This is a genomic window from Rhizobium ruizarguesonis, from assembly GCF_012349115.1.
Taxonomy (GTDB): Bacteria; Pseudomonadota; Alphaproteobacteria; order Rhizobiales; family Rhizobiaceae; genus Rhizobium; species Rhizobium ruizarguesonis.
The window spans coordinates 38,791-59,976 of sequence record NZ_PQIG01000099.1 but is presented as its reverse complement, the minus strand read 5'-3'; the positions used below and the strand labels follow the sequence as shown (position 1 = coordinate 59,976).

Genomic DNA, 21,186 nt, shown 5'->3' with positions numbered 1-21,186 from the left:
CGACTCCGTTTGAGCCAACAGAATGCTTCAATCTAACCCGGAAAGGCTTTAGCTACCCGAGCGAGCCGATGAGATCCCGGTAGGCGGCCTCCGGGAATGCCTTCAGCGTCTCCGTGCGGACATTGCCGCCCATCGCCAGCGACAGGGTAAAATGCGCCATGACGGCGTCGTCGGGCGCCTCGCAGACGGCGACCATGTCGTGCCCGCCCATCGTCAGAAAGAACTGGTTGAAGGAGCCTCCGACGCCGGCGAGCAATTTCTTCGCCGCATCGAGCCGTTTTGCCGAGTCGCGAATATTGCGGATGCCCTGATCCGTCCAATTGATCAAAAGAATGTAAGTGGTCATGTCGCACCTCCCAGAGCATGATGGCGAAAAGTGTCAGCGGTTTTCGGACGAGGTCATGCTCTATTTCTTTGATGTGGATCCAGACTCAGATTTCAGGCCTGTCAGGCCTGAAATTATCCGGATCTAGCGGAGGATTCGTTCACGCAGGCACACGTCAGCCCTCGCTCGCGGGTTGCGATCGATGCCTTCCCCCGTGGCCGGATTATAGGCTTGTCACCATGGAGGGACAAGAAAGATGCCGGGATCATTGGTATTAATCACAAAAGCAAAAGCCGGGCACGCAGCCCGGCTTTTCCAATCAGAATGGCGTGGCCGAAGCCTTAGCTGTCGAGGAAGCTTCTCAGCTTTCTGGAGCGGCTCGGATGCTTCAGCTTGCGCAGCGCCTTCGCCTCGATCTGGCGGATACGTTCGCGAGTGACCGAGAATTGCTGACCGACTTCTTCGAGCGTGTGGTCGGTGTTCATGCCGATGCCGAAGCGCATGCGCAGAACACGTTCCTCGCGCGGCGTCAGCGAGGCGAGAACACGGGTCGTCGTCTCGCGCAGGTTCGCCTGGATGGCGGCGTCGATCGGCAGCAGCGCGTTCTTGTCCTCGATGAAATCGCCGAGATGCGAATCCTCTTCGTCGCCCACCGGGGTTTCGAGCGAGATCGGCTCCTTGGCGATCTTCAGGACCTTGCGGACCTTTTCGAGCGGCATGGCCAGCTTTTCGGCCAGTTCTTCCGGCGTCGGCTCGCGGCCGATCTCGTGCAGCATCTGGCGCGATGTGCGGACGATCTTGTTGATCGTCTCGATCATGTGCACCGGAATGCGGATCGTGCGGGCCTGGTCGGCGATCGAACGGGTGATCGCCTGACGGATCCACCATGTCGCATAGGTCGAGAACTTGTAACCGCGGCGGTATTCGAACTTGTCGACCGCTTTCATCAGGCCGATATTGCCTTCCTGAATGAGGTCGAGGAACTGCAGGCCGCGGTTCGTGTATTTCTTGGCGATGGAGATGACGAGGCGAAGGTTCGCTTCAACCATTTCCTTCTTGGCGATGCGCGCTTCACGCTCGCCCTTCTGCACCATATGGACGATGCGGCGGAATTCCGAGATCGAGATACCAGTCTCGGTCGCCAGATTCTGGATTTCCTGGCGAATGTCGCGGATCGTCGTGTTTTCGCCCCTGGCGAATTCCTTCCAGCCGCGAGCGGCCAGATTGCCGATCGACTTCATCCAGTTCGGATCAAGTTCGGCGCCCTGATACTGCTCCAGGAAGGAGTCGCGCTTGACGCCGTAGGATTCGGCCAGACGCAGCAGGCGGCCCTCGTTGGAAACGAGGCGCTTGTTGATGTCGTAGAGCTGCTCGACCAGGGCGTCGATGCGGTTCTGGTTCAAGGACAGAGATTTGACGGCCTTGATGAGCTCATCCTTGAGTTCCTTGTAGCGGCGCTCCTGGGCCGTGGACAGCGTGCCGGAAGCCGACAGCCGCTGCTCGACCTGCTGGTCCTGCAGCTTGCGCAGCTTCTTGTAGGTCTCGGCGATCGTATCCAGCGTCTCCATCACCTGCGGGCGAAGCTCGGCTTCCATCGCCGCCAGCGAAAGGTTGGATTCGTCCTCGTCCTCTTCCTCCTCTTCGGGAGGCAGGCCTTCGCCGCCGACATCGGTGATGTCGTCGTCACCGGAGCGGGCGCGACGGGTCTTTTCCTTCTCTTCTGCGAGCTTGCGATCGGCCTCGATCTTCTCGGGGCTCTGGAACTGCGGCGCAGCCTTGGCTTCAGGGCCGGAATAGGTCGTTTCGAGATCAATGATCTCGCGCAGCAGCGTCGTGCCTTCGTTGAGTTCGTCGCGCCAGATGATCAGCGCCTGGAAGGTCAGCGGGCTCTCACAGAGACCCGCGATCATCGTCTCGCGGCCGGCCTCGATCCGCTTGGCGATCGCGATTTCGCCCTCGCGGGAAAGAAGCTCCACCGAGCCCATCTCGCGCAGGTACATGCGAACCGGATCGTCGGTACGGTCGGTCGGTTCTTTTTTCTTGGCGGTCGCCAGCGCCGTGCCGCTCGAAGGCGCGAGTTCGCCGCCTTCGCTCTCCTCGTCGCCGCCGGCGTCGTCGTCATCGCTGCCGCCGGAAGCACCGGCTTCCTCGGCTTCCTCGTCTTCGATGACGTTGATGCCCATGTCGGACAGCATCGACATCGTGTCTTCGATCTGCTCGGACGTCACTTCTTCGGACGGCAGGACCGCGTTGAGCTCGTCCATGGTCACATAGCCGCGCTTCTTGGCGGCTTTGATCATCTTCTTGACCGCGTCGTCGGAAAGATCGAGAAGAGGGCCGTCGCTTGCGCCGTCGCGTTCGACTTCCGCGTCTTCGTTCTCTTTGACCTTGGTTGCCATTTATATCGTCGCCTTCCTGACGCTATCCAATCTCGCTACGGTGAACGGGCTGTCTCAGGGCCTGACGCGCCGCACGCGCCGCCCTCGAATCACCTTTGCCCACCTAACGGGATGACATTTAAAGCCTGATTAACCACGATTACCGGCACCGGACAGCAAAGCTTTCTTGCTTTTGGATTTCCGGCCATGGTTGCGCGATCCGCCTTGACCCAGTTCACCATTCAACAAGTCGAACGGTGATTCCCACATTTTTTGTTCTCGTCAAGCTTTTCCGGAAAAAAAGCCCACAAAAATACGGAAAAAGCCTTATCCACAGGCTTCGAACCGCGGCAGCGATTGCGAAGCCTTATTTAAGATGCGGCGAACAAAAGACAAGGGCAGCAAGAATTTTGCCCGCCGTAGCAGTTGTTTCCACCATTTTTGCAGTTGTGCAGACGATATATGCGCGCTTAGAGCGCCGTGCGTCCTTTCGGACGCACAAAGGACGCTCTAACACTTTCAATCCTCGCATCGTGCTTTCCGAAAATCGATTCCGATTTTCGGGCCGATGAGCTAGCCTGAGGAATAGTGGCTATCGCGCCGCGCCGTCATAAGCACGGCGAGCAGTTGCAGTCGAGCGCCTCGGTGAATTCGCCTTCGACCTCGAAAGCCACATTGCCGCAATGGCAGCTTCCTTCATAGCGCATGTCGTCCCCTCACATCCAATCCATCACAACCTTGCCGGAATTGCCCGACCGCATCGCCTCGAAGCCGTCGCGGAAATCGTCGATACCGATCCGGTGGGTGATGATGGGCGCGAGATCGAGGCCGCCCTGGACGAAGGCGATCATCTTGTACCAGGTCTCGAACATTTCGCGGCCGTAGATGCCCTTGAGATTGAGCATCTTGAAGATCACCTTGTTCCAGTCAATCTCGAAGCCGGCCGGCGCGATGCCGAGAATGGCGATCTTGCCGCCATTGTTCATCTTGTCGATCATATCGCGGAAGGCAGGTGCGGCCCCCGACATTTCGAGCCCGACGTCGAATCCCTCCGTCATGCCGATCACCTTCATCACGTCGGCAAGGTTTTCCTTCGATGCGTCGACGACATGGTCGATGCCGAGCTTGCGCGCCAGCTCCAGCCGGTGCGGATTGATATCGGTGATGACGACCTTGCGGGCGCCGGATCGCTTGGCGACGAGCGCGCCCATGATGCCGATCGGCCCGGCGCCGGTAACCAACACGTCCTCGCCAACGAGATCGAAGGAAAGCGCCGTGTGCACGGCATTGCCGAACGGATCGAAGATTGCGGCGATCTCGTCGGAAATATCATCCGGGATCGGCACGACATTGCTTTCGGGAATACAGACGAACTCACCGAACGAACCCGGGCGGTTGACGCCGACGCCGAGCGTGTTGCGGCAGAGATGCCCCCTGCCCGCCCGGCAGTTGCGGCACTTGCCGCAGACGATATGCCCCTCGCCGGAGACCCGCTCGCCGACATGATAGCGGGTGACCGCTGAGCCGATCTCGGCGATCTCGCCGGAGAATTCATGGCCGACCACCATCGGCACCGGAATGGTCTTCTGCGCCCACTGGTCCCAGTTCCAGATATGGACGTCGGTGCCGCAGATCGCCGATTTCTTCACCCGGATCAGCACATCGTTCGGCCCGACCTCGGGAACCGGCACATTCTCCATCCAAAGCCCGACTTCCGGTTTCGCTTTGACCAGCGCCTTCATCATGTTCGACATCGACAATATCCACCCTTACTTGGCGCCCGACTTTGCTATCCCCTCTTCTCCCCAGCGGGGAGAAGGTGCCCGTAGGGCGGATGAGGGGGCGACACGGCACGCCGTCAAACTCAAATCACACCCAGTTCCCGCCCTGTCTCGGCAAAGGCCGCGATCGCCCGCTCGACATCCGCCCGCGAATGCGCCGCCGACATCTGCGTGCGGATGCGGGCCTGGCCTTTCGGCACGACGGGGAAGGAGAAGCCGATCACATAGATCCCCTTCTTCAGCATCAGGCCGGCCATATCCTGGGCGAGCTTAGCCTCCCCCAGCATCACGGGGATGATCGGATGGCCTTCGCCGGCAAGCGTGAAGCCGAGCTTGGTCATTTCGCTGCGGAAGAGATCCGCATTGTCGGAAAGACGCTTGCGCAAGGCATCGCCGTTTTCGATGAGGTCGAACACCTTGAGCGAGGCAGCGGCGATGACGGGCGCCAGCGTGTTCGAGAACAGATAGGGCCGCGAGCGCTGCCGCAGCCATTCGACGACTTCCGCCTTGGCGGAGGTATAGCCGCCCGAGGCGCCGCCGAGCGCCTTGCCGAGCGTGCCGGTGATAATGTCGATCCGGCCCTCGACGCCGCAATGTTCGGCGGAGCCGCGACCGTTCTTGCCGACGAAACCGACGGCATGGCTGTCATCGACCATGACCATCGCACCGTATTTCTCGGCGAGATCGCAGACACCGCCCAAATTGGCGATGATGCCGTCCATCGAGAAGACGCCGTCGGTGGCGACCAGCTTGAAGCGGCTGCCTTCGGCCTTTTTCAGTTCTTCTTCCAACGCCGCCATGTCGTTGTTGGCGTAGCGGAAACGCTTGGCCTTCGAAAGCCTGACGCCGTCGATGATCGAGGCGTGGTTCAGCGAGTCGGAGATGATCGCGTCCTCTTCCGACAGCAGCGTCTCGAACAGACCGCCATTGGCGTCGAAGCAGGAGGAATAGAGGATCGTGTCTTCCATGCCGAGGAAGGAGGAGATGCGCGCTTCGAGTTGCTTATGCTCTTCCTGCGTGCCGCAGATGAAGCGCACCGAGGCCATGCCGTAGCCGTATCGGTCGAGCGCCTGCTTGCCGGCCTCGGCCAGTTCCTCGTTGTCGGCAAGGCCGAGATAGTTGTTGGCGCAGAAATTCAGCACCCGCTCGCCGGTGGAAATCACGATCTCGCCCGCCTGCTTGGAGCTGATGACGCGCTCGGATTTGTAGAGGCCGGCATCCTTCAGCGCTGAGATCTCGTTGCTGAGATGGGAGAGAAATTGCGAGGTCATGGACGGCCTTTCCCAGAGATTTCCCTACAGCGCCGCGCGTCTTATCAGACGCGCAAAGGACGCTGTTACACTTTTAATCTGCGCATCGTGCTTTCCAAAAATCGATTCCGATTTTCGGGCCGATGCGCTACCGCCGGGTTAGCATATTGCCGCCGGCTTGTCTTCTCAGCGCTGGACCGAGATCAGCAGGAACATCGGCCGGTCCAGCTCCTCCGCCCAGTCTGGATTGTCTTGGAGCTCATCTTCGTTCGGGCTCCACTCCCCGACATGGCGAATGGCAAAGCCGGCCGCGATCAAGGTGTTGAGCGTCGTGCCGAGCTTGCGATGCTGCTTGACGACACCCTTGGCGAGCCAGTCGGTGGTGCGCGAACCTTCGACGGAATAGCGGTCGAGCGGCCAGATGCGCCGCCCTTCGGCATCGGTTGTCCAGGCGGAATTGGTCGGCGCCATGAAGATCGGATGCTCGATGGTGAAGACGAAATGCGATCCCGGCAAAAGCGCGCGATAGACCGTCGCGACCAGACCGTCGAAATCCTCGATATAATGCAGCGCTAGCGAGCTGTAGGCGAAATCGAAAGAAGCTTGAGCAAGCGTGAGATGCTCGAGATCGGCGATCTCGTAGGTGATCGCTGCTTCAGTCGTATCGGCCCTCGCTCTGGCGATCATCTTTTCCGAGATGTCGAGCGCCAACACGCTTGCAGCACCTTGGCTCACGGCGAAACGCGAAAACCAGCCGAAGCCGCAGCCGAGATCGATAACACGCCTGCCGGCAAGATCGGGCAGCAACGCGCGTACCGCCGGCCACTCGGATGCTCCGTCGAGCCCATGCAAGGATCGTCTCATGCCGCTATATCCGGCGAAGAATTCCGGTCGGTCGTAGATATTCTGGGCCATCGGCGCTCCTCCCTACTGCATAATTCCTTAAATCGGAATCGATTTAAGGATAAAATTATGCAGCCATTCAAAGTGCTACAGCGTCCTTTGCGCGTCTGAAAAGACGCGCGGCGCTGTAGAGGCAGCACTACCATGCCCCCTCGCCCGATCTCAAGGATCAGGCGGGTCCGTTAACCGTTGTCCTGCGCCAGGATGATCTCCAGGAAGGCATCGCCGTAGCGCTCAAGCTTCGCCTGCCCGACGCCTGATATGGCGAGCAATTCCTTGCGGCTGCGAGGCCGCTCCGTGGCGAAGGCGATCAGCGTCGTATCGGGAAAGACGACATAGGGCGGCACGCCGAGCGATTTGGCGATCGCCATGCGCTCGGCCCGCAGCGCCTCGAAAAGACCGCCGTCGGCGCCTGATAGTCCCGATTTGCGTTCGCTGCGCTCTGCCTTCTTCGTGCGCCGTTCCGAGGCCGGGCGGTCCTTGCGGAAGAACACTTGCCGCTCGTGCTTGAAGACGGCACGCGCCTCCGGCTCCAGCTTCAGCGCCCCGAAAGCCTCGTGGTCGACGCGGATCAACCCCATGGCGAGCAGCTGGCGGAAGACCGACTGCCAGACGCGCGCCGGAATATCCTTGCCGGCGCCGAAGACCGGCATTTCGGCATGGCCGAAACGTTCGGTCTTTTCGTTGACATTGCCGAGGAGCACGTCGACGACATGGCCAGCGCCGAAACGCTCGCCGGTGCGGTAGACGGCCGCCAGCGCCTTGATCGCCGCTTCCGTGCCCTCCCAGGTCTCTACCGGCTTCAGGCAGGTGTCGCAATTGCCGCATTGTCCGGCATGCGCTTCGCCGAAATGGGCAAGAATTGCCTGGCGGCGGCAGGAGGCGGTCTCGCAGATCGCCAGCAACGCATTGAGCTTGGCGCGTTCGACCCGTTTGATCTCCGCGGCGGCACTGCCCTCGTCGATCATCCGGCCGCGCTGGATGACGTCGGCCAAGCCATAGGCCATCCAGACTTCGGACGGCAGGCCGTCGCGGCCGGCGCGCCCAGTCTCCTGATAATAGGCTTCTACCGAGCCCGGCAGGTCGAGATGGGCAACATAACGCACGTTCGGTTTGTCGATGCCCATGCCGAAGGCGACGGTGGCGACCAGGCAAAGATTCTCTTCTTTCAGGAAGGCATCCTGGTTGGCGTCACGAACCGCCCTGTCCATGCCGGCATGATAGGCACGCGCGCGAATGCCCTGCCCGTTCAGCCACTCGGCCGTATCCTCGACCTTGGCGCGCGACAGGCAATAGACGATGCCGCTGTCGCCTTTGTGGCCGGACAGGAACCGCAGCAACTGCTGGCGCGGCTGGTCGCGCTCGACGATCTCGTAGGCAATGTTCGGTCGGTCGAAGCTGGTGGTGAAGATCTCAGCAGAATCCAAACCCAGCCGCTCGATCATGTCGTCGCGCGTATGCGGATCGGCCGTCGCCGTCAGCGCCACTCTGGGAACACCGGGATATTGCTCGCCGAGCCGGCCGAGTTCGCGATATTCCGGCCGGAAATCATGACCCCATTGCGAGACGCAATGGGCCTCGTCAATCGCAAACAGCGCGATCTTCTCGTTGGCGATCAACTCGCGGAAACCATCGGTCAGAATACGCTCGGGCGTCACGTAGAGAAGATCGAGCTGGCCCGCCGAAAGCGCGCGGCGAACCTCGACGAACTCCTCGCGCGACAGCGACGAATTGAGTGCTGCGGCGCGGATGCCGAGCTGCTTCATCGCCTCCACCTGATCTCGCATCAGCGCAATCAGCGGCGAAACGACGATACCGACACCGTCGCGGCAGAGCGCCGGGATCTGGAAGCACAGCGACTTGCCGGCGCCCGTGGGAAAGAGCACGACCGCATCGCCGCCGGAAACCACATGCTCGACGACCTGCTGCTGCTTGCCGCGGAAGGAGGAATAGCCGTAGACTTGCTTGAGGATATCGAGCGGCGAGCGGCCGGAAGAAAACAGCGCGCCGGAAGCGGAAAAGCCCGGTTCATTGCGTTCAGTCAGCGACATCAGTGGTTCGCCGCCCCTTTGACGCGGCCGGAAAGCACGCCGAAGCCATCGATGATGGCCTCCTGGTTCTCGAGGCGCACCCCTTCGAAATGCACTTCCTGCTGCGCTCGCATCAGTTGAACGATCGCCTCGCCGTCGCCGGCTTCGGTCGCCAGCGCGATCTCGCGCTCGAGCTCGATCTTCTGCCGGCGCAGCGCCTTCGCCCGCTTGTGGGAAGCCAGCGCCTGGCGGTATCCCTCACGCGCATCCTCCATCGCCGCCTCCTCGGTCGCGATCCACAGCCGGGCATTGCGCACCTGCTGGTCGAGGCTCTTGATGAGCGGGCCGAAGCCTTCGATTTCCAGCCTTTCGGTCAGATATTCGCGCGTCAGATGCGGCCCGGCGACGGCCGCGGCTGCCCCCAGCATCGCCGACCAGAGCCGCTGCAGCTCGCGGCTGTCATATTCGATCGCGGCGATCTCGTCATAATCGTCGATCATCAGCGAGGGGTGATTGACGACGGTCAGCGCGAGCACGCATTCCCGCAGCGCCGTATTGTTCTGGTGGCCGCGCACCGGGCCTGAGCGGGCGAGCCTTTCGGAAATGACGCTCGGGCTTTTCGGCCCTGCCTTGCCCGCATTGTCGCGGCCCGTCCGGTAATTGCCATTGCCGTTGAAGCCGCCGCGGCGATCGCCATTATTGCGGTTCTGGAACTGCGGCTGGAACAAGGCGTTCAGCCGGTCGCGAATATCCTGCTGGTAGTGACGACGGACGTTCTCGTCGGCGATGACGGCGACCAGTTGCTTCAGCCGCGCCTCGAGCTCGGCGCGCGCCTCGGGCGTATCGAACTTGCCGGTGTTGATCTCCCGGCTCCACAGCATCTCGGAGAGCGGCTTTGCCTGGCTCATCACCTTGTCGAAAGGCGCGCGCCCGTCATCGCGCACCAGATCGTCGGGATCCTTACCGTCGGGCAGAAGCGCGAAGCGAACGGAACGGCCGGGCTTCAGATGCGGCAGCGCCAGTTCGGCGGCGCGATTGGCGGCGCGGATGCCGGCGCCGTCTCCGTCGAAGCAGAGCACCGGCTGCGGCACCATCTTCCAGAGCAGTTCGAGCTGGTTTTCGGTGAGCGCCGTGCCGAGCGGCGCAACGGCATTCTCGATGCCCGCCTGATGCAGCGCGATCACGTCCATATAGCCTTCGACGGCGATGATTGTGCCGGTCGCATTGTCGTCCTGAGCGTCGCTGCGGCCCGGTCCCTGGATCGCGCGCCGCGCGCGGGCGAAATTGTAAAGGACGTTGCCCTTGTGGAAGAGCTCCGTCTCGTTGGAGTTCAGATATTTCGCCGGCGCATCGGCCGACATGGCGCGGCCGCCAAAGGCGATCACCTTTTCCCGCGACGAGAGGATCGGGAACATGATGCGGTCGCGGAAACGATCGTAGGAAACCGGCACGTTTTCATGGACGACCAGACCGCAGGCCTCGATCTGCTCCTTGGAGACACCCTTGCCGGCGAGGAATTCCTTGAGCGCATTGCGGCTGTCGGGCGCAAAGCCGAGACGGAAGGTCTCGATGGTGCGGCCCGTCAATCCGCGGTCGCGCAGATAGGCGCGCGCCCTCGCCCCATTCGCCGTCTGCAGCTGATCCTGAAAAAATTGTGTCGCCATCTCCATGACGTCGATCAGCGAGCCGCGCTCCTTCTCGCGCTTCTCCATCACAGGATCGGCAAGCGGCATCGGCACGCTGGCCATATCGGCGATCTGCTGCACCGCCTCGGGGAAACTCAGACCTTCAAGTTCCGTCAGGAAGCGGAAATGGTCTCCGGTGACACCGCAGCCGAAGCAATGATAACGGCCCTTTCGGTCCTCGCAGTGGAAGCTCGGTGATTTCTCGCCGTGGAACGGGCAGCAGGCCCAGTAATCGCCGCGCGACACGTTGGTCTTGCGCTTGTCCCAGCTGACGCGGCGCGCGATCACGTTCGAAATCGGAACGCGGTCGCGAATATCATCGAGAAAGGTGTTGGAAAAGCGCATTTATACCTCTTGGCCAATCTCCATATAAGCTGCTTTTCCGCTCCATGCCACGAAACTTGTCATGAAAACCCACTATTCACAGGCTATGTGGCGGTCATCGGCGGCTCCGATTATCCAATCAACAACGCGTTATCGCCCCCTGCGACAGGGTGCGACATTATTGTCCCTTCAGAGCCGGAATTCCGCCGTCAGAAAAGCTACAGCGAGGGCGGCGGCATCCAACAGAGATGAGAAAAAATCTTTTGGAAACAATGGATTATTTCCTCAGATGATTGCGCTTCATCATCCTCTGCGCCACCTCCCGAGAGTCCGCCTCGACGCCTCCCAATCCGCCGATTCCGGCAATTATTATTTTTTTGTAATTTGAATAAGCCGCCGCACCGCAATAGGTTCGATCTCAACAAAGCGATCCCCGAGCGAAGCACCATCCCTACCCCCGGCGCCGCTTCGCAAGGGTGCCTTTGCAAATACCCTCCGGCTTGGGCTTCGGCCCTGCGTGCCGGTGGAAGCAAAGAGCAAGAAGGCAGGAGCGCCCCCAGCTCCTGCCTTCTTAAATTGTGGCTCTCCTTACGACAACTCTCCCTTTGAAATTAACCGCTTATTGACAAAACCGTTGACAGGCGGCGCCTGCATGAAAGATGTATGCGCCGAACTCCCTGGACCTCTCCAAATGGCTTTTACCGCGGACAATCTCGCAGCAGACGATCGCTTTCTCGCTGCCATCCTGCATTGCGCCGATCAGATGCTCGCCATCTATCGCGAGAGCCCGCGCATCGCCTCGATCTTCGCCGCGCAGCAGCGCTGGCTGATGGCCCATGCCGGCTTCGCGCTTCATTACGGTTATTCCGACGACGGGAAGAGCGGCGGCCTCTATTCCGGCCGCTTCATCGATTTTGCAGTCAGGAACGACATTGCCAGCCGCAACACGGCCGCGGCCTTCATGCAGGAAATGCTGGCCTATCGTTTCCTGCGACCGGTTCCCGGCCCCGATAAGCGCACACGTTACCTGGAGCCTACCGAAATCGCCGAGCAGCATTTCACCCGATGGCTCGTCGCCCATATGATGATCCTCGACAGCCTCGACGGCGGTGAGCGCGCCGATAAGATCACCGCCGACCCCTCGGCGATGATGGCAGCGATCCAGCCGCTAATCGCAAGGGCGATCATAGGAAGTGAAGCGGTCCGCAATCCAGGTGCTACCTTCAACCTCTTCAACTGGGCGAATTCCGGCGGGCTGGTGATGGACTACCTGATATCGCGCCTTCCCGATTTTCCAAGGACGGCCGATCGCGTCGTGCTCGGCCCTCTGTCGCTCAGGGAAATCCGCGAACAGTTCATGATCTCCAATACCCACCTGAAGCGGCTTCTGATGCAGGCAGCGACCATGGAGAGCATTGGCTGGACGGAACCCTCCCGCAAGGGCGACTTCTGGCTGTCGGGCCACTTCATCCGTGAATATCGGAATTATCAGGCGGCGAAATTCGCCATCATCGATGCTGCCGCCGAAGCGGTGCTCGGGCCTGCGGTCCGTGACGAACCGCAGGCAAGACGCGTTATCTGAAGCTTATCCGTTCAACAGTTCCTTGACGGTCGCCGACGCCTTGGCGAAATCCATCTGGCCGGCATAACGCTCCTTGAGCGCCGCCATCACCTTGCCCATGTCCTTGGCGCCTGCGGCACCCGTCTCGGCGATGATCGCCGAGACGTTGGCGCGCACTTCGCTGTCGGAAAGCTGCTTCGGCATGAAATCCTGGATGACGATGATTTCGGCGCGCTCCTTGGCGGCAAGCTCCGGCCGGGAATTCTCCTCGTAGATCTTGGCCGATTCGTCGCGCTGCTTCACCATCTTGGCGAGAATCTGCAGGATCTCGTCGTCGCTCGCCTGCTCCTTGCCAATGCCGCGATTGGCGATATCGCGGTCCTTGACCGCGGCCTGAATCAGCCGGACGGTGGAAAGCCGCTCCGCATTCTTGGCCTTCATCGCCTCTTTCAGCTGGGTGGCGAGTTGATCGCGCAGCATGGTCTTCACTCCTGTTTTGATGCCGCTTCATAAACCACGCTGATGCGGGGGATCAAATAAATTGCGCGGTCAGTGCGATAAAGCGCAGGAAAACGGCAGCAATCTCGGCTACAAAGATTGACCGCAAGCGATTGCGTGGCTATTTACCGCCACCTGCACCAAAATTCGTGATCAGGCTTGAAGCGCGCGGCATTGCCGCGTCCACACGCCTGCGAGATCAAAAGGCGGCCAGCCGCGGCAACGCGTGACCGATCGCCGGAAACGGGATGAAGATGACCGCGACAGCACCCTGGACAATCGAAAAGCCGACCGCCCTGCTCGTTCTTGCCGACGGCACGGTCATCGAAGGCAAGGGCATCGGCGCCACCGGCAAGGTGCCGGCCGAAGTGGTCTTCAACACCGCGCTGACCGGCTATGAGGAGATCCTGACGGACCCTTCCTATCTCGGCCAGATTGTCACCTTCACCTTCCCGCATATCGGCAATATCGGCACCAACGATGAAGACATCGAGGATCTGACCCCTGCCGCCCGCCATGGCGCCGTCGGCGTCATCTTCAAGGCCGACATCACGGACCCTTCGAACTACCGCGCCGCCAAGCACCTCGACCAATGGCTGAAGGCCCGCGGCGTCATCGGTCTCTGCGGCATCGACACGCGCGCGCTGACCGCCTGGATCCGTGAGAACGGCGCTCCGAACGCGGTGATCGCCCACGACCCGAACGGCGTCTTCGACATCGAGACGCTGAAGGCCGAAGCCAAAGCCTGGAGCGGCCTCGAAGGTCTCGACCTTGCCAAGATCGCCTCCTCGGGCCAGTCCTCGCAATGGGCCGAAACGCCGTGGGTGTGGAATGAAGGCTACGGTGAACTCAAGGCGACCGACGCGAAATACCACGTCGTCTGCCTCGATTACGGCGTCAAGCGCAACATCCTGCGCCTGTTTGCCGGCCTCGACTGCAAGGTGACTGTCGTGCCGGCCGCAACGAGCGCCGAAGACGTACTCGCCATGCAGCCGGACGGCATCTTCCTGTCGAACGGCCCGGGCGATCCGGCGGCAACCGGCGAATATGCCGTGCCTGTGATCAAGACGCTTGTTAAGACCGATATCCCGGTCTTCGGCATCTGCCTCGGCCACCAGATGCTGGGCCTCGCACTCGGCGCGAAGACCGAGAAGATGCATCAGGGCCATCACGGCGCCAACCACCCCGTCAAGGACCATACGACCGGCAAGGTCGAGATCGTCTCGATGAACCACGGCTTCGCGGTCGACTCGAAGTCGCTGCCGGATGGCGTTGAAGAGACTCATATTTCGCTTTTCGACGGCACCAATTGCGGCCTGCGCGTCCTCGGCAAGCAGGTCTTCTCCGTCCAGCACCATCCGGAAGCCTCTCCAGGCCCTCAGGATAGCCACTATCTCTTCCGTCGCTTCATCAACATGGTGCGCGAGAAGAAGGGCGAACCGGCGCTCGCCGAACGCTGATTTCAAATAATGCCCATTCAAAAAAAGGCTCGCTTAGGCGGGCCTTTTTCTTTATTCGCCTATTGACCTCAGCTTAACTTGAGGAATTACAGATCTGCCTGCAGACAACTGATGCGGGGGTAAACCGGATGAACGGCGTTTTCTACAGGATCGACAAGTTCGCCGTGCCGCCCCCGGCGCGTGACGAGTTCCTGATGCATATGGTGTGCACACATGCCTTGCTGCAGACGCAGCAAGGCTTCACCCGTCACTCTGTCCTGGAACAGGTCGCAGGACCCGGCGAATTCAACTTCGTGACGATCGCCGAATGGGAAAATGCCGAAGCGTTCGAGCAATCGCAGGCAGCGGGCGCCGCCGCGCAGGCGACGACGAACCTTAGTGCGCAGGAAATGTTCGAACGGCTCGGCATCCGCGCCGATATCGCCGGCTACAAGCCGGTCGCAGCCTGATCAGGAGATATCAGGCGCCGGCCGCCACTCCTTCGCGGCGAAGAAGAAGGTAGAAGCGCGCGCAGAGCATGACGGCGGCGGCTGCCAGCCCGACGAGAAAGCCGAACCAGATGCCGATGCCGCCGAAACCCAGCGGGAAGGCAAAGGCCCAGGCGAGGAAAAAGCCGATCGGCCAGTAGGCGATCAACGCCATGATCATCGGCACACGTGCGTCCTTGAGGCCGCGCAGCAATCCATTGGCAATCACCTGCAGCCCGTCGACGAGCTGGAAAAGTCCGGCAACGACGATCAGCGGTCCGGCATAGGCAAGCACCTTAGGCGCCTCGGGCGAGTTGACGTCGAGGAACCAGCTGCCGAGGAACTGCGGCATGGTGGCAAAGAGCACGCTGCCCACCGCCGAAATGGCGCAGGCGAGGATGAGCACCGTGATCGAACCGCGCACCAGCCCTTGATAATCGCCCCGCCCATGCGCGACGCCGACGCGCACCGTCGCCGCCTGGCTGAGGCCGAGCGGGATCATGAAGGCGATCGAGGCCCATTGCAGGGCAATGCCGTGGGCGGCGAGCTCGATGGTGCCGATATAGCCCATCAAGAGCGAGGCCACCGTGAACAGGCTGACTTCGGCGAGGATGGTGACGCTGATCGGGAAACCGAGCCGGATGACCTCCAGCAGCGCATGCCAGTCGGGCTTCCAGAACCGCACGAAAATCTCGTAGCGCCGCGTCTCTTCCCGCCGCTGCACGAAAGCCAGGATGAACAGGAAGCCGGCCGTCTGGACGACGACCGAAACGATTGCAGCACCTTCGAGCCCCATCGCCGGAAAGCCGAAATGCCCGAGCACGAGGATATAGGCGAAGATCGCGTTCATCACCAGCGTGGCGATGGTGACGTTGAGGATGATGCCCGCCTTGCCGATGGCGCTGACCAGCGCGCGCATGACGTTGAAGAGCAGTGCCGGCAGCACGCCGAACTGGCCGATCATGATGTAGCCGTGGGCGAGCTTGGCCACCTCGGGCTTCTGCTGTGCGAAGAGAAGGATCTGCTCCGAATTGAAGAAGGCCGGCTGCATGATGACCCAGTATGCGATCACCACCCACAGACCCATGCGCAGCGACCGGCGCACCGAGACGAGGTCGCCGCGGCCATAGGCCTGCGCCACCATCGGAATGACGGCGATGGCAAAGCCCGAGCCGAAGATCAGGATCGTGAAGAGGAACTGTGCCGCAAGCACCATTGCCGCCAGATGCTCGGCGCCGAGGCGGCCGACGATCATCACATCGGTGGTGTTGATGCCGAGTTGGGCAAGCTGCGCGCCGATCAGCGGAATGCCGAGCGCCAGCGTGGCACGGAAATGTGCGCCCCAACGATTATCGGTTGTCGGCGCAAGTCTGCGCGCGTCGATCGGCGTGTCCATGACACCAGTCCTGTGATTGAAATATGCGTCGCCGCAGCTTGCGGCGAAATATCATCCGGGCTTAGATCAAAGCCCCGCAAAGAACTACCCCAAATGAGGCAGATGATGAAAAATTCATCATCACATCAGCGTTTCTGATCGATCAACCTGCCGCTTCCAGCGCCTCGGCCGGTTCACGGACCCGGACCCGCACGAGGAACACGCCGGCGGCCACCAGGATGAACAGGGCGGCGGCAAGATAGGGCGCGCCGGCAAAGGTGACAGGCGCCTCGGGCCGCGTGAAGTAGCCGAACATCTGGGTGAAGATCAGCGGCCCGGCGATGGTGGTGATACTGCTGAGGCTGGTAAGCGCGCCCTGCAACTCACCCTGCGCCGAGGGCGGCACCATGCCGGCGGCGATGCTGCGCAGCGGCGGATCGGCGACATTTTCCATGACGGTCGCAACGATGATGACGTAGACGACCCAGCCTTCCCAGGCGAAGGCATAACCGGTGAGCCCGACGGCCGAGAAGCAGAGGCCGAGAAGAGCGGTCTTCCACTCGCCGAGCACCGGCACGATCCGCGGCAGGACCAGCCCCATGACGATCGCGGCGCCGATGCCGTAAATGCCGAGCGACAGGCCGATCTGCCCCTCGCTCCAACCGTAGCGATAGGTTGAGACGAACGACCAGACCGAGGGATAGACGGCATGCGCCAGGAAGAACAGGAACATGACGAGGCTGACCCAGCCGATGCCGGGATAGTGGCGCATTTGGCGCAACGCGCCGAGCGGATTGGCACGTTTCCACTCGAACCGGCGGCGGTTCTTCGCCTCCAGCGTTTCCGGCAACAGGAAGCAGGCGGCGATGAAATTGACAAGCGATAGCGCGGCCGCGCCGAGGAATGGCACACGCGGGCCGAATTCGCCGAGGACACCGCCGACGACGGGGCCGATGGTGAAGCCGACACCGAAGGCGATGCCGATCAGCCCGAAATTCTTCGCCCGGTTCTCTTCCGTGCTGATATCGGCGATATAGGCCGAGCAGGTGGCGAAACTGCCGCCGCTGATGCCGGCAAGCACGCGACCGACGAACAGCATCCAGAAGCTGGTGGCGATGCCGCAGATGAAATTGTCGATCGCGAAGGTCAGCACCGAAAGCAAAAGGATCGGCCGGCGGCCGAAACGGTCGGACAGGTTTCCGAGCAGCGGCGCGAACAGGAATTGCATACCGGCATAGACGAGCATCAACCAGCCGCCGTCGATCGCCGCATCGCTGACGCTGCCGCCGGTCAGTTGCTCCAGATAGGCGGGCAGCACCGGCATGATGATGGCGATGCCGATAATGTCGAGGAAAAGGATGATGAAGACCAGGAAAAGGCCGCGGCGAACAAATTTCGGGTCAAGCATGAGGCATCTCTACAGCGGTTTGTTCTGAAAAGACGATCTCGTCGCCGAGAAAGTGACATAGCTCAGAAAAGAAACCGAAACAATCCGTGAACATTTCAAAGCTTTTGATAATGCTGTACGGGAATTTATCAGAGATCTCAACCGGAGGGCGCGCGCGGCCGTTCCAGCTTCAAAAAATCGACGAAAGCGCGCAACGGTGCCGGCATATGCCGTCGGCTCGCGTAGTAGAGATACGGTCCGGAAAACTCGCTGACCCAATCGTCGAGGATAGCAACCAGTAGACCAGAGCCAAGGCCCGGTTCCAGGAGCTCCTGGAATGAGCCGATGATGCCCAGTCCCGCCACAGCGGCCGCAAGCTCCACCTCGATTGAATTGGAGGTAAGCGCTCCACGCGGCGAAATCGTCAGCGACTCCCCGCCGCGCTCGAACTCCCAGGTCAGCGCCGATCCGCTGAGGAACCGGTGCCGGATGCAGCTGTGCTCCAGCAGGTCGCGCGGATGCTGCGGCACGCCCCTTTCCTTGAGATACGCCGGCGAAGCGGCGGTGACGTAGCGCTGCCGGCGCGGGCCGATCGGCACGGCGATCATGTCGCGCTCGATGCGCTCGTCATAGCGGATGCCGGCATCGAAACCGGCGGCGAGCACGTCGATGAACGTATCCTCGGCGACGATCTCCAGCTCGATCTCGGGATAGAGCTTCAGGAACCGGCAGGCAATGTCGGGCAGGAACAGCCGCGCCGCGATCGTCGGCACATTGAGCCGCAGCGTACCGGCCGGCCTGTCGCGGAAATTGTCGAGCGCCCCAAGTGCGGCCGCGACCTCACTGAGCGCCGGCGCCAGCTGGGCCAGCAGCCGTTCGCCGGCTGCCGTCGGCGTGACGCTGCGCGTCGTCCGGTTGAGCAGGCGCACGCCGAGCCGCTCCTCCAGCCGCCTGAGCGACTCGCTCAGCGAAGACGCTGAAACCCCGCGCTTGCGGGCGGCGGCGCGGAAGCTTCGCTCCCTTGCAATCGCCGTGAAGACATCCAGATCACTCAGAGGAAGATCGTTCATTGTGCATTTTTCCGTACGACCCGTTCGACACTATCCGGATTATCGCACAAATGCGAAAGCGGTAAAACGGCGTCCGACAGCGCCGCCCCGGCGCCGAAAAGGAGAAGACAATGCAGACCTATCGTTTGGGAAAGACCGGACCCGATGTCTCGGCCATCGGCCTCGGCTGCATGGGCATGTCGGGCATGTACGGCCCCTCCGACCGTGCAGAAAGCATCGCGACGATCCATGCCGCGCTCGATGCCGGCATCAACCTGCTCGACACCGGCGATTTCTACGGCATGGGCCACAACGAAATGCTGATCGGCGAGGCATTGAAGGGCCGCAGGCGCGAGGACGCCGTCATCAGCGTCAAGTTCGGCGGTCTGCGCGATCCCGTCGGCGGCTGGAGCGGCATCGACACTCGGCCGGTCGCGGTGAAGAACTTCCTCAGCTATACGCTGCAGCGCCTCCGCGTCGACTCTATCGACATCTACCGCCCCGCCCGCCTCGATCCGAACGTGCCGATCGAGGACACGGTCGGCGCCATCGCCGACATGGTCAAGGCAGGTTATGTCAGGCATATCGGCCTGTCGGAAGTCGGCGCCGACACCATCCGCCGCGCCGCCGCTGTCGCCCCGATCGTCGACCTGCAGATCGAATATTCGCTGATCTCGCGCGGCATCGAGGAGAAGATCCTGCCGACGACACGCGAACTCGGCATTTCGATCACCGCTTACGGCGTGCTCTCGCGCGGCCTGATCAGCGGCCACTGGCAGAAGGGCCAGGGTGGGACGGCCGGCGATTTCCGCGCCTACAGCCCGCGCTTCCAGGAAGGCAATATCGAGCAGAACCTCGCTCTGGTGGAGAAGCTGCGTGAGATCGCCCAGGCAAAGAGCGTCTCGGTCGCCCAGATCGCCATCGCCTGGGTCGCCGCCAAGGGCAAGGATATCGTCCCGATCATCGGCGCTCGCCGCCGCGACCGACTGACCGAGGCGCTCGGCTCACGCGCCGTCGACCTGTCGCCAGACGATTTCGCCATCATCGAACGCGCCGTGCCGAAAGATGCGGCCGCGGGTGGGCGTTATCCGGAACATATGCTGCAGCATATGGACAGCGAGAAGTAAGCAAGGAATGGAAGGGGCTGCGACGTGCTTTGTGCCATGCGCCCTTCATCTCCCCTCAAACCGGTCCCGAGAACGTATCGCAGGCCGACAGCTGGCCGCTGTCGAAGCCGCGCTTGAACCATCTGACCCGCTGCTCCGAGGTGCCGTGGTTGAAACTCTCAGGCACGACGTAACCCTGTGACCGCTTCTGCAGCGAATCGTCGCCGATCTGCTGGGCGGCGTTCAGCGCTTCCTCCAGATCGCCTGACTCGAGCAGGCCCTTCTGCTGGGTATATTTGCCCCAGATGCCCGCAAAGCAATCGGCCTGCAATTCGACGCGCACCGACATTTTGTTGGCCTCGGCCTCGCTCATGCGCTGGCGGGCCTGGTTGAACTTCGGCAGGATGCCGAGCAGGTTCTGCACGTGATGGCCGACCTCATGGGCAACGACATAGGCCTCGGCAAAATCGCCCGACGCGCCGAAGCGGTCGGAAAGCTCCTGGAAGAATTCTGTATCGAGATAGACCTTGTGGTCGCTCGGGCAGTAGAACGGACCTGTTGCCGCCGATGCCGAGCCGCAGGCCGAGGCCGTCGAGCCCGAGAACAGCACGAGACGCGGCTCTTCGTAATTTTGGCCCTGCGCCTGGAAGATGCCCTTCCAAGTATCCTCAGTCTCGGCAAGGACGGTGCGCATGAATGCGGTCATCTCGTCATTGGCGGGTGTGCGTGTGCCGCTGGACTGGCTCTGCTCGTAGCCGGGACCGCTTGTCGTGCTGCCGGTATCGAGCACCTGCAGCAGATCGATGCCCATCATCTTGAAGATGAAATAGATGACGACGAGGAAGATGATCGTGCCGATGCTGAGGCCGCCGCCGGCCCGGCGAACGCCGCCGCCGGAAGGAAAGTTGAAGCCGCCGCCGCGGCCGAAACCGCCGCCGGTCGGATCGCTGCGGCGATCCTCGATATTGTCGGACTGACGCCGGCCTCTCCATTCCATCTTCGCTCTCCCCAGCAATGCCCGTGCTTGCACTCAACGAGTTATATATCCGTCGGCGGCCGGAATTCCAGCGACTTCATCGGGCAATCAGGCGCCCGCGCCGGCGACGCAGCACGATCGCGACCAGGATCGAGCCGATCACCGCCGCGGCAAGGGCAGCCGGCCATTCGACGCCGGTGAAGACGACCGCATGCATGATCCGGCCAGGCACGAAAGTGAACAGGCCGGCAAGGACGATGCCACCGAAATAAAGGCCGGCGACGATGCGCTTGTGCAGGCGGATATCGCCGCGACGAGCCGCCGCGATCGCATTCCAGCTGCCGAACAATGTTGCGATCGACAGAAGATGGATTGGACTGAACCCGTAGAAAAGATCGAGCTCATGAATGAAGAAGCTTGATATCGCCGTGACAACCATCAGCGCCATCCAGATCCTGCCGAGCAGCCGGTGCAGTGGCGTGCCCTTGGGGCGCAGCAGGATATAGGCGCCGAGAAGTGCCGCCGGCGTAACAGCGGCGACATGGATCTGAACGGCGAACGGGGCGTCGAGGAGCGGTTCGAGGGTCATGAGCGACATCCGGTTGAATTCGATCCCTGTTTCCGCCAAGAC

General features: G+C 61.6%; 17 protein-coding genes and 1 pseudogene. 4 read left to right on the top strand and 14 right to left on the bottom strand.

Translation table 11 applies throughout. The annotated features are described in order from the left end of the window. Positions 1-52 precede the first annotated feature (52 nt). From C3Y91_RS26060 to dnaG, 8 genes and pseudogenes are all read right to left on the bottom strand, one after another. Positions 53-346 (bottom strand): GYD domain-containing protein, encoded by a 294-nt coding sequence (locus C3Y91_RS26060; protein WP_018074042.1) that lies wholly within the window; start codon positions 344-346, stop codon positions 53-55. 320 nt (positions 347-666) lie between these two features. Then, positions 667-2,724: an RNA polymerase sigma factor RpoD gene (rpoD, locus tag C3Y91_RS26055; RefSeq protein ID WP_018074040.1), complete on the bottom strand. Its 2,058-nt coding sequence runs from the start codon at positions 2,722-2,724 to the stop codon at positions 667-669. Positions 2,725-3,317: 593 nt separating this feature from the next. Next, a pseudogene (locus C3Y91_RS38160) lies at positions 3,318-3,410 on the bottom strand (GFA family protein); the annotation flags it as partial. Positions 3,411-3,419: 9 nt separating this feature from the next. After that, positions 3,420-4,457, bottom strand: a complete 1,038-nt coding sequence (tdh, locus tag C3Y91_RS26050) for an L-threonine 3-dehydrogenase (protein WP_130664892.1) — start codon at positions 4,455-4,457, stop codon at positions 3,420-3,422. Between the two features lie 110 nt (positions 4,458-4,567). Next, on the bottom strand, positions 4,568-5,755 hold the full coding sequence (locus C3Y91_RS26045; RefSeq protein WP_018074037.1) for a glycine C-acetyltransferase: 1,188 nt from the start codon (positions 5,753-5,755) through the stop codon (positions 4,568-4,570). A 165-nt stretch (positions 5,756-5,920) separates the two neighbouring features. Continuing rightward, complete coding sequence (locus tag C3Y91_RS26040) at positions 5,921-6,649, bottom strand: class I SAM-dependent methyltransferase (RefSeq protein WP_168576011.1); 729 nt, start codon at positions 6,647-6,649, stop codon at positions 5,921-5,923. A 170-nt stretch (positions 6,650-6,819) separates the two neighbouring features. After that, the gene (recQ, locus tag C3Y91_RS26035; RefSeq protein ID WP_168576010.1) at positions 6,820-8,688 is read right to left on the bottom strand and encodes a DNA helicase RecQ; all 1,869 of its coding nucleotides are present in this window, start codon (positions 8,686-8,688) and stop codon (positions 6,820-6,822) included. Continuing rightward, the gene (dnaG, locus tag C3Y91_RS26030) at positions 8,688-10,697 is read right to left on the bottom strand and encodes a DNA primase (RefSeq protein WP_168576009.1); all 2,010 of its coding nucleotides are present in this window, start codon (positions 10,695-10,697) and stop codon (positions 8,688-8,690) included. The genes recQ and dnaG overlap by 1 nt, the downstream gene beginning before the upstream one ends. A 670-nt stretch (positions 10,698-11,367) precedes the next feature. Between dnaG and C3Y91_RS26025 the strand changes: the two genes are divergently transcribed. After that, on the top strand, positions 11,368-12,258 hold the full coding sequence (locus C3Y91_RS26025) for a hypothetical protein (protein WP_168576008.1): 891 nt from the start codon (positions 11,368-11,370) through the stop codon (positions 12,256-12,258). A gap of 3 nt (positions 12,259-12,261) precedes the next feature. Here C3Y91_RS26025 and C3Y91_RS26020 read toward each other — a convergent pair whose 3' ends face one another. Beyond that, positions 12,262-12,717, bottom strand: a complete 456-nt coding sequence (locus tag C3Y91_RS26020) for a GatB/YqeY domain-containing protein (RefSeq protein WP_018242983.1) — start codon at positions 12,715-12,717, stop codon at positions 12,262-12,264. A 272-nt stretch (positions 12,718-12,989) separates the two neighbouring features. Here C3Y91_RS26020 and carA point away from each other — a divergent pair, with 272 nt between their 5' ends. Together carA and C3Y91_RS26010 are read left to right on the top strand one after the other, a co-directional pair. Continuing rightward, positions 12,990-14,195 carry a glutamine-hydrolyzing carbamoyl-phosphate synthase small subunit gene (gene carA, locus C3Y91_RS26015; protein WP_168576007.1) on the top strand — a complete coding sequence of 402 codons (1,206 nt, stop codon included), beginning with the start codon at positions 12,990-12,992 and terminating at the stop codon, positions 14,193-14,195. Between the two features lie 128 nt (positions 14,196-14,323). After that, the gene (locus C3Y91_RS26010; RefSeq protein WP_018074029.1) at positions 14,324-14,644 is read left to right on the top strand and encodes an antibiotic biosynthesis monooxygenase family protein; all 321 of its coding nucleotides are present in this window, start codon (positions 14,324-14,326) and stop codon (positions 14,642-14,644) included. A 10-nt stretch (positions 14,645-14,654) separates the two neighbouring features. Here the strand turns inward: C3Y91_RS26010 and C3Y91_RS26005 are convergent, their stop codons facing one another. The 3 genes from C3Y91_RS26005 to C3Y91_RS25995 form a co-directional block, all read right to left on the bottom strand. Next, entirely contained in the window at positions 14,655-16,058 is a 1,404-nt protein-coding gene (locus C3Y91_RS26005) for an MATE family efflux transporter (protein ID WP_018074028.1), read from the bottom strand. 142 nt (positions 16,059-16,200) lie between these two features. Further along, positions 16,201-17,445 (bottom strand): TCR/Tet family MFS transporter, encoded by a 1,245-nt coding sequence (locus tag C3Y91_RS26000; protein ID WP_018074027.1) that lies wholly within the window; start codon positions 17,443-17,445, stop codon positions 16,201-16,203. 137 nt (positions 17,446-17,582) lie between these two features. After that, positions 17,583-18,494 carry a LysR family transcriptional regulator gene (locus tag C3Y91_RS25995; protein ID WP_018074026.1) on the bottom strand — a complete coding sequence of 304 codons (912 nt, stop codon included), beginning with the start codon at positions 18,492-18,494 and terminating at the stop codon, positions 17,583-17,585. 110 nt (positions 18,495-18,604) lie between these two features. Here C3Y91_RS25995 and C3Y91_RS25990 point away from each other — a divergent pair, with 110 nt between their 5' ends. Then, positions 18,605-19,600: an aldo/keto reductase gene (locus tag C3Y91_RS25990; RefSeq protein ID WP_168576006.1), complete on the top strand. Its 996-nt coding sequence runs from the start codon at positions 18,605-18,607 to the stop codon at positions 19,598-19,600. Between the two features lie 55 nt (positions 19,601-19,655). Here C3Y91_RS25990 and ypfJ read toward each other — a convergent pair whose 3' ends face one another. Together ypfJ and C3Y91_RS25980 are read right to left on the bottom strand one after the other, a co-directional pair. Then, positions 19,656-20,576: a KPN_02809 family neutral zinc metallopeptidase gene (ypfJ, locus tag C3Y91_RS25985; RefSeq protein ID WP_018074024.1), complete on the bottom strand. Its 921-nt coding sequence runs from the start codon at positions 20,574-20,576 to the stop codon at positions 19,656-19,658. A gap of 76 nt (positions 20,577-20,652) precedes the next feature. Beyond that, positions 20,653-21,183: a DUF2306 domain-containing protein gene (locus tag C3Y91_RS25980; protein WP_075224504.1), complete on the bottom strand. Its 531-nt coding sequence runs from the start codon at positions 21,181-21,183 to the stop codon at positions 20,653-20,655. Positions 21,184-21,186 lie beyond the last annotated feature (3 nt).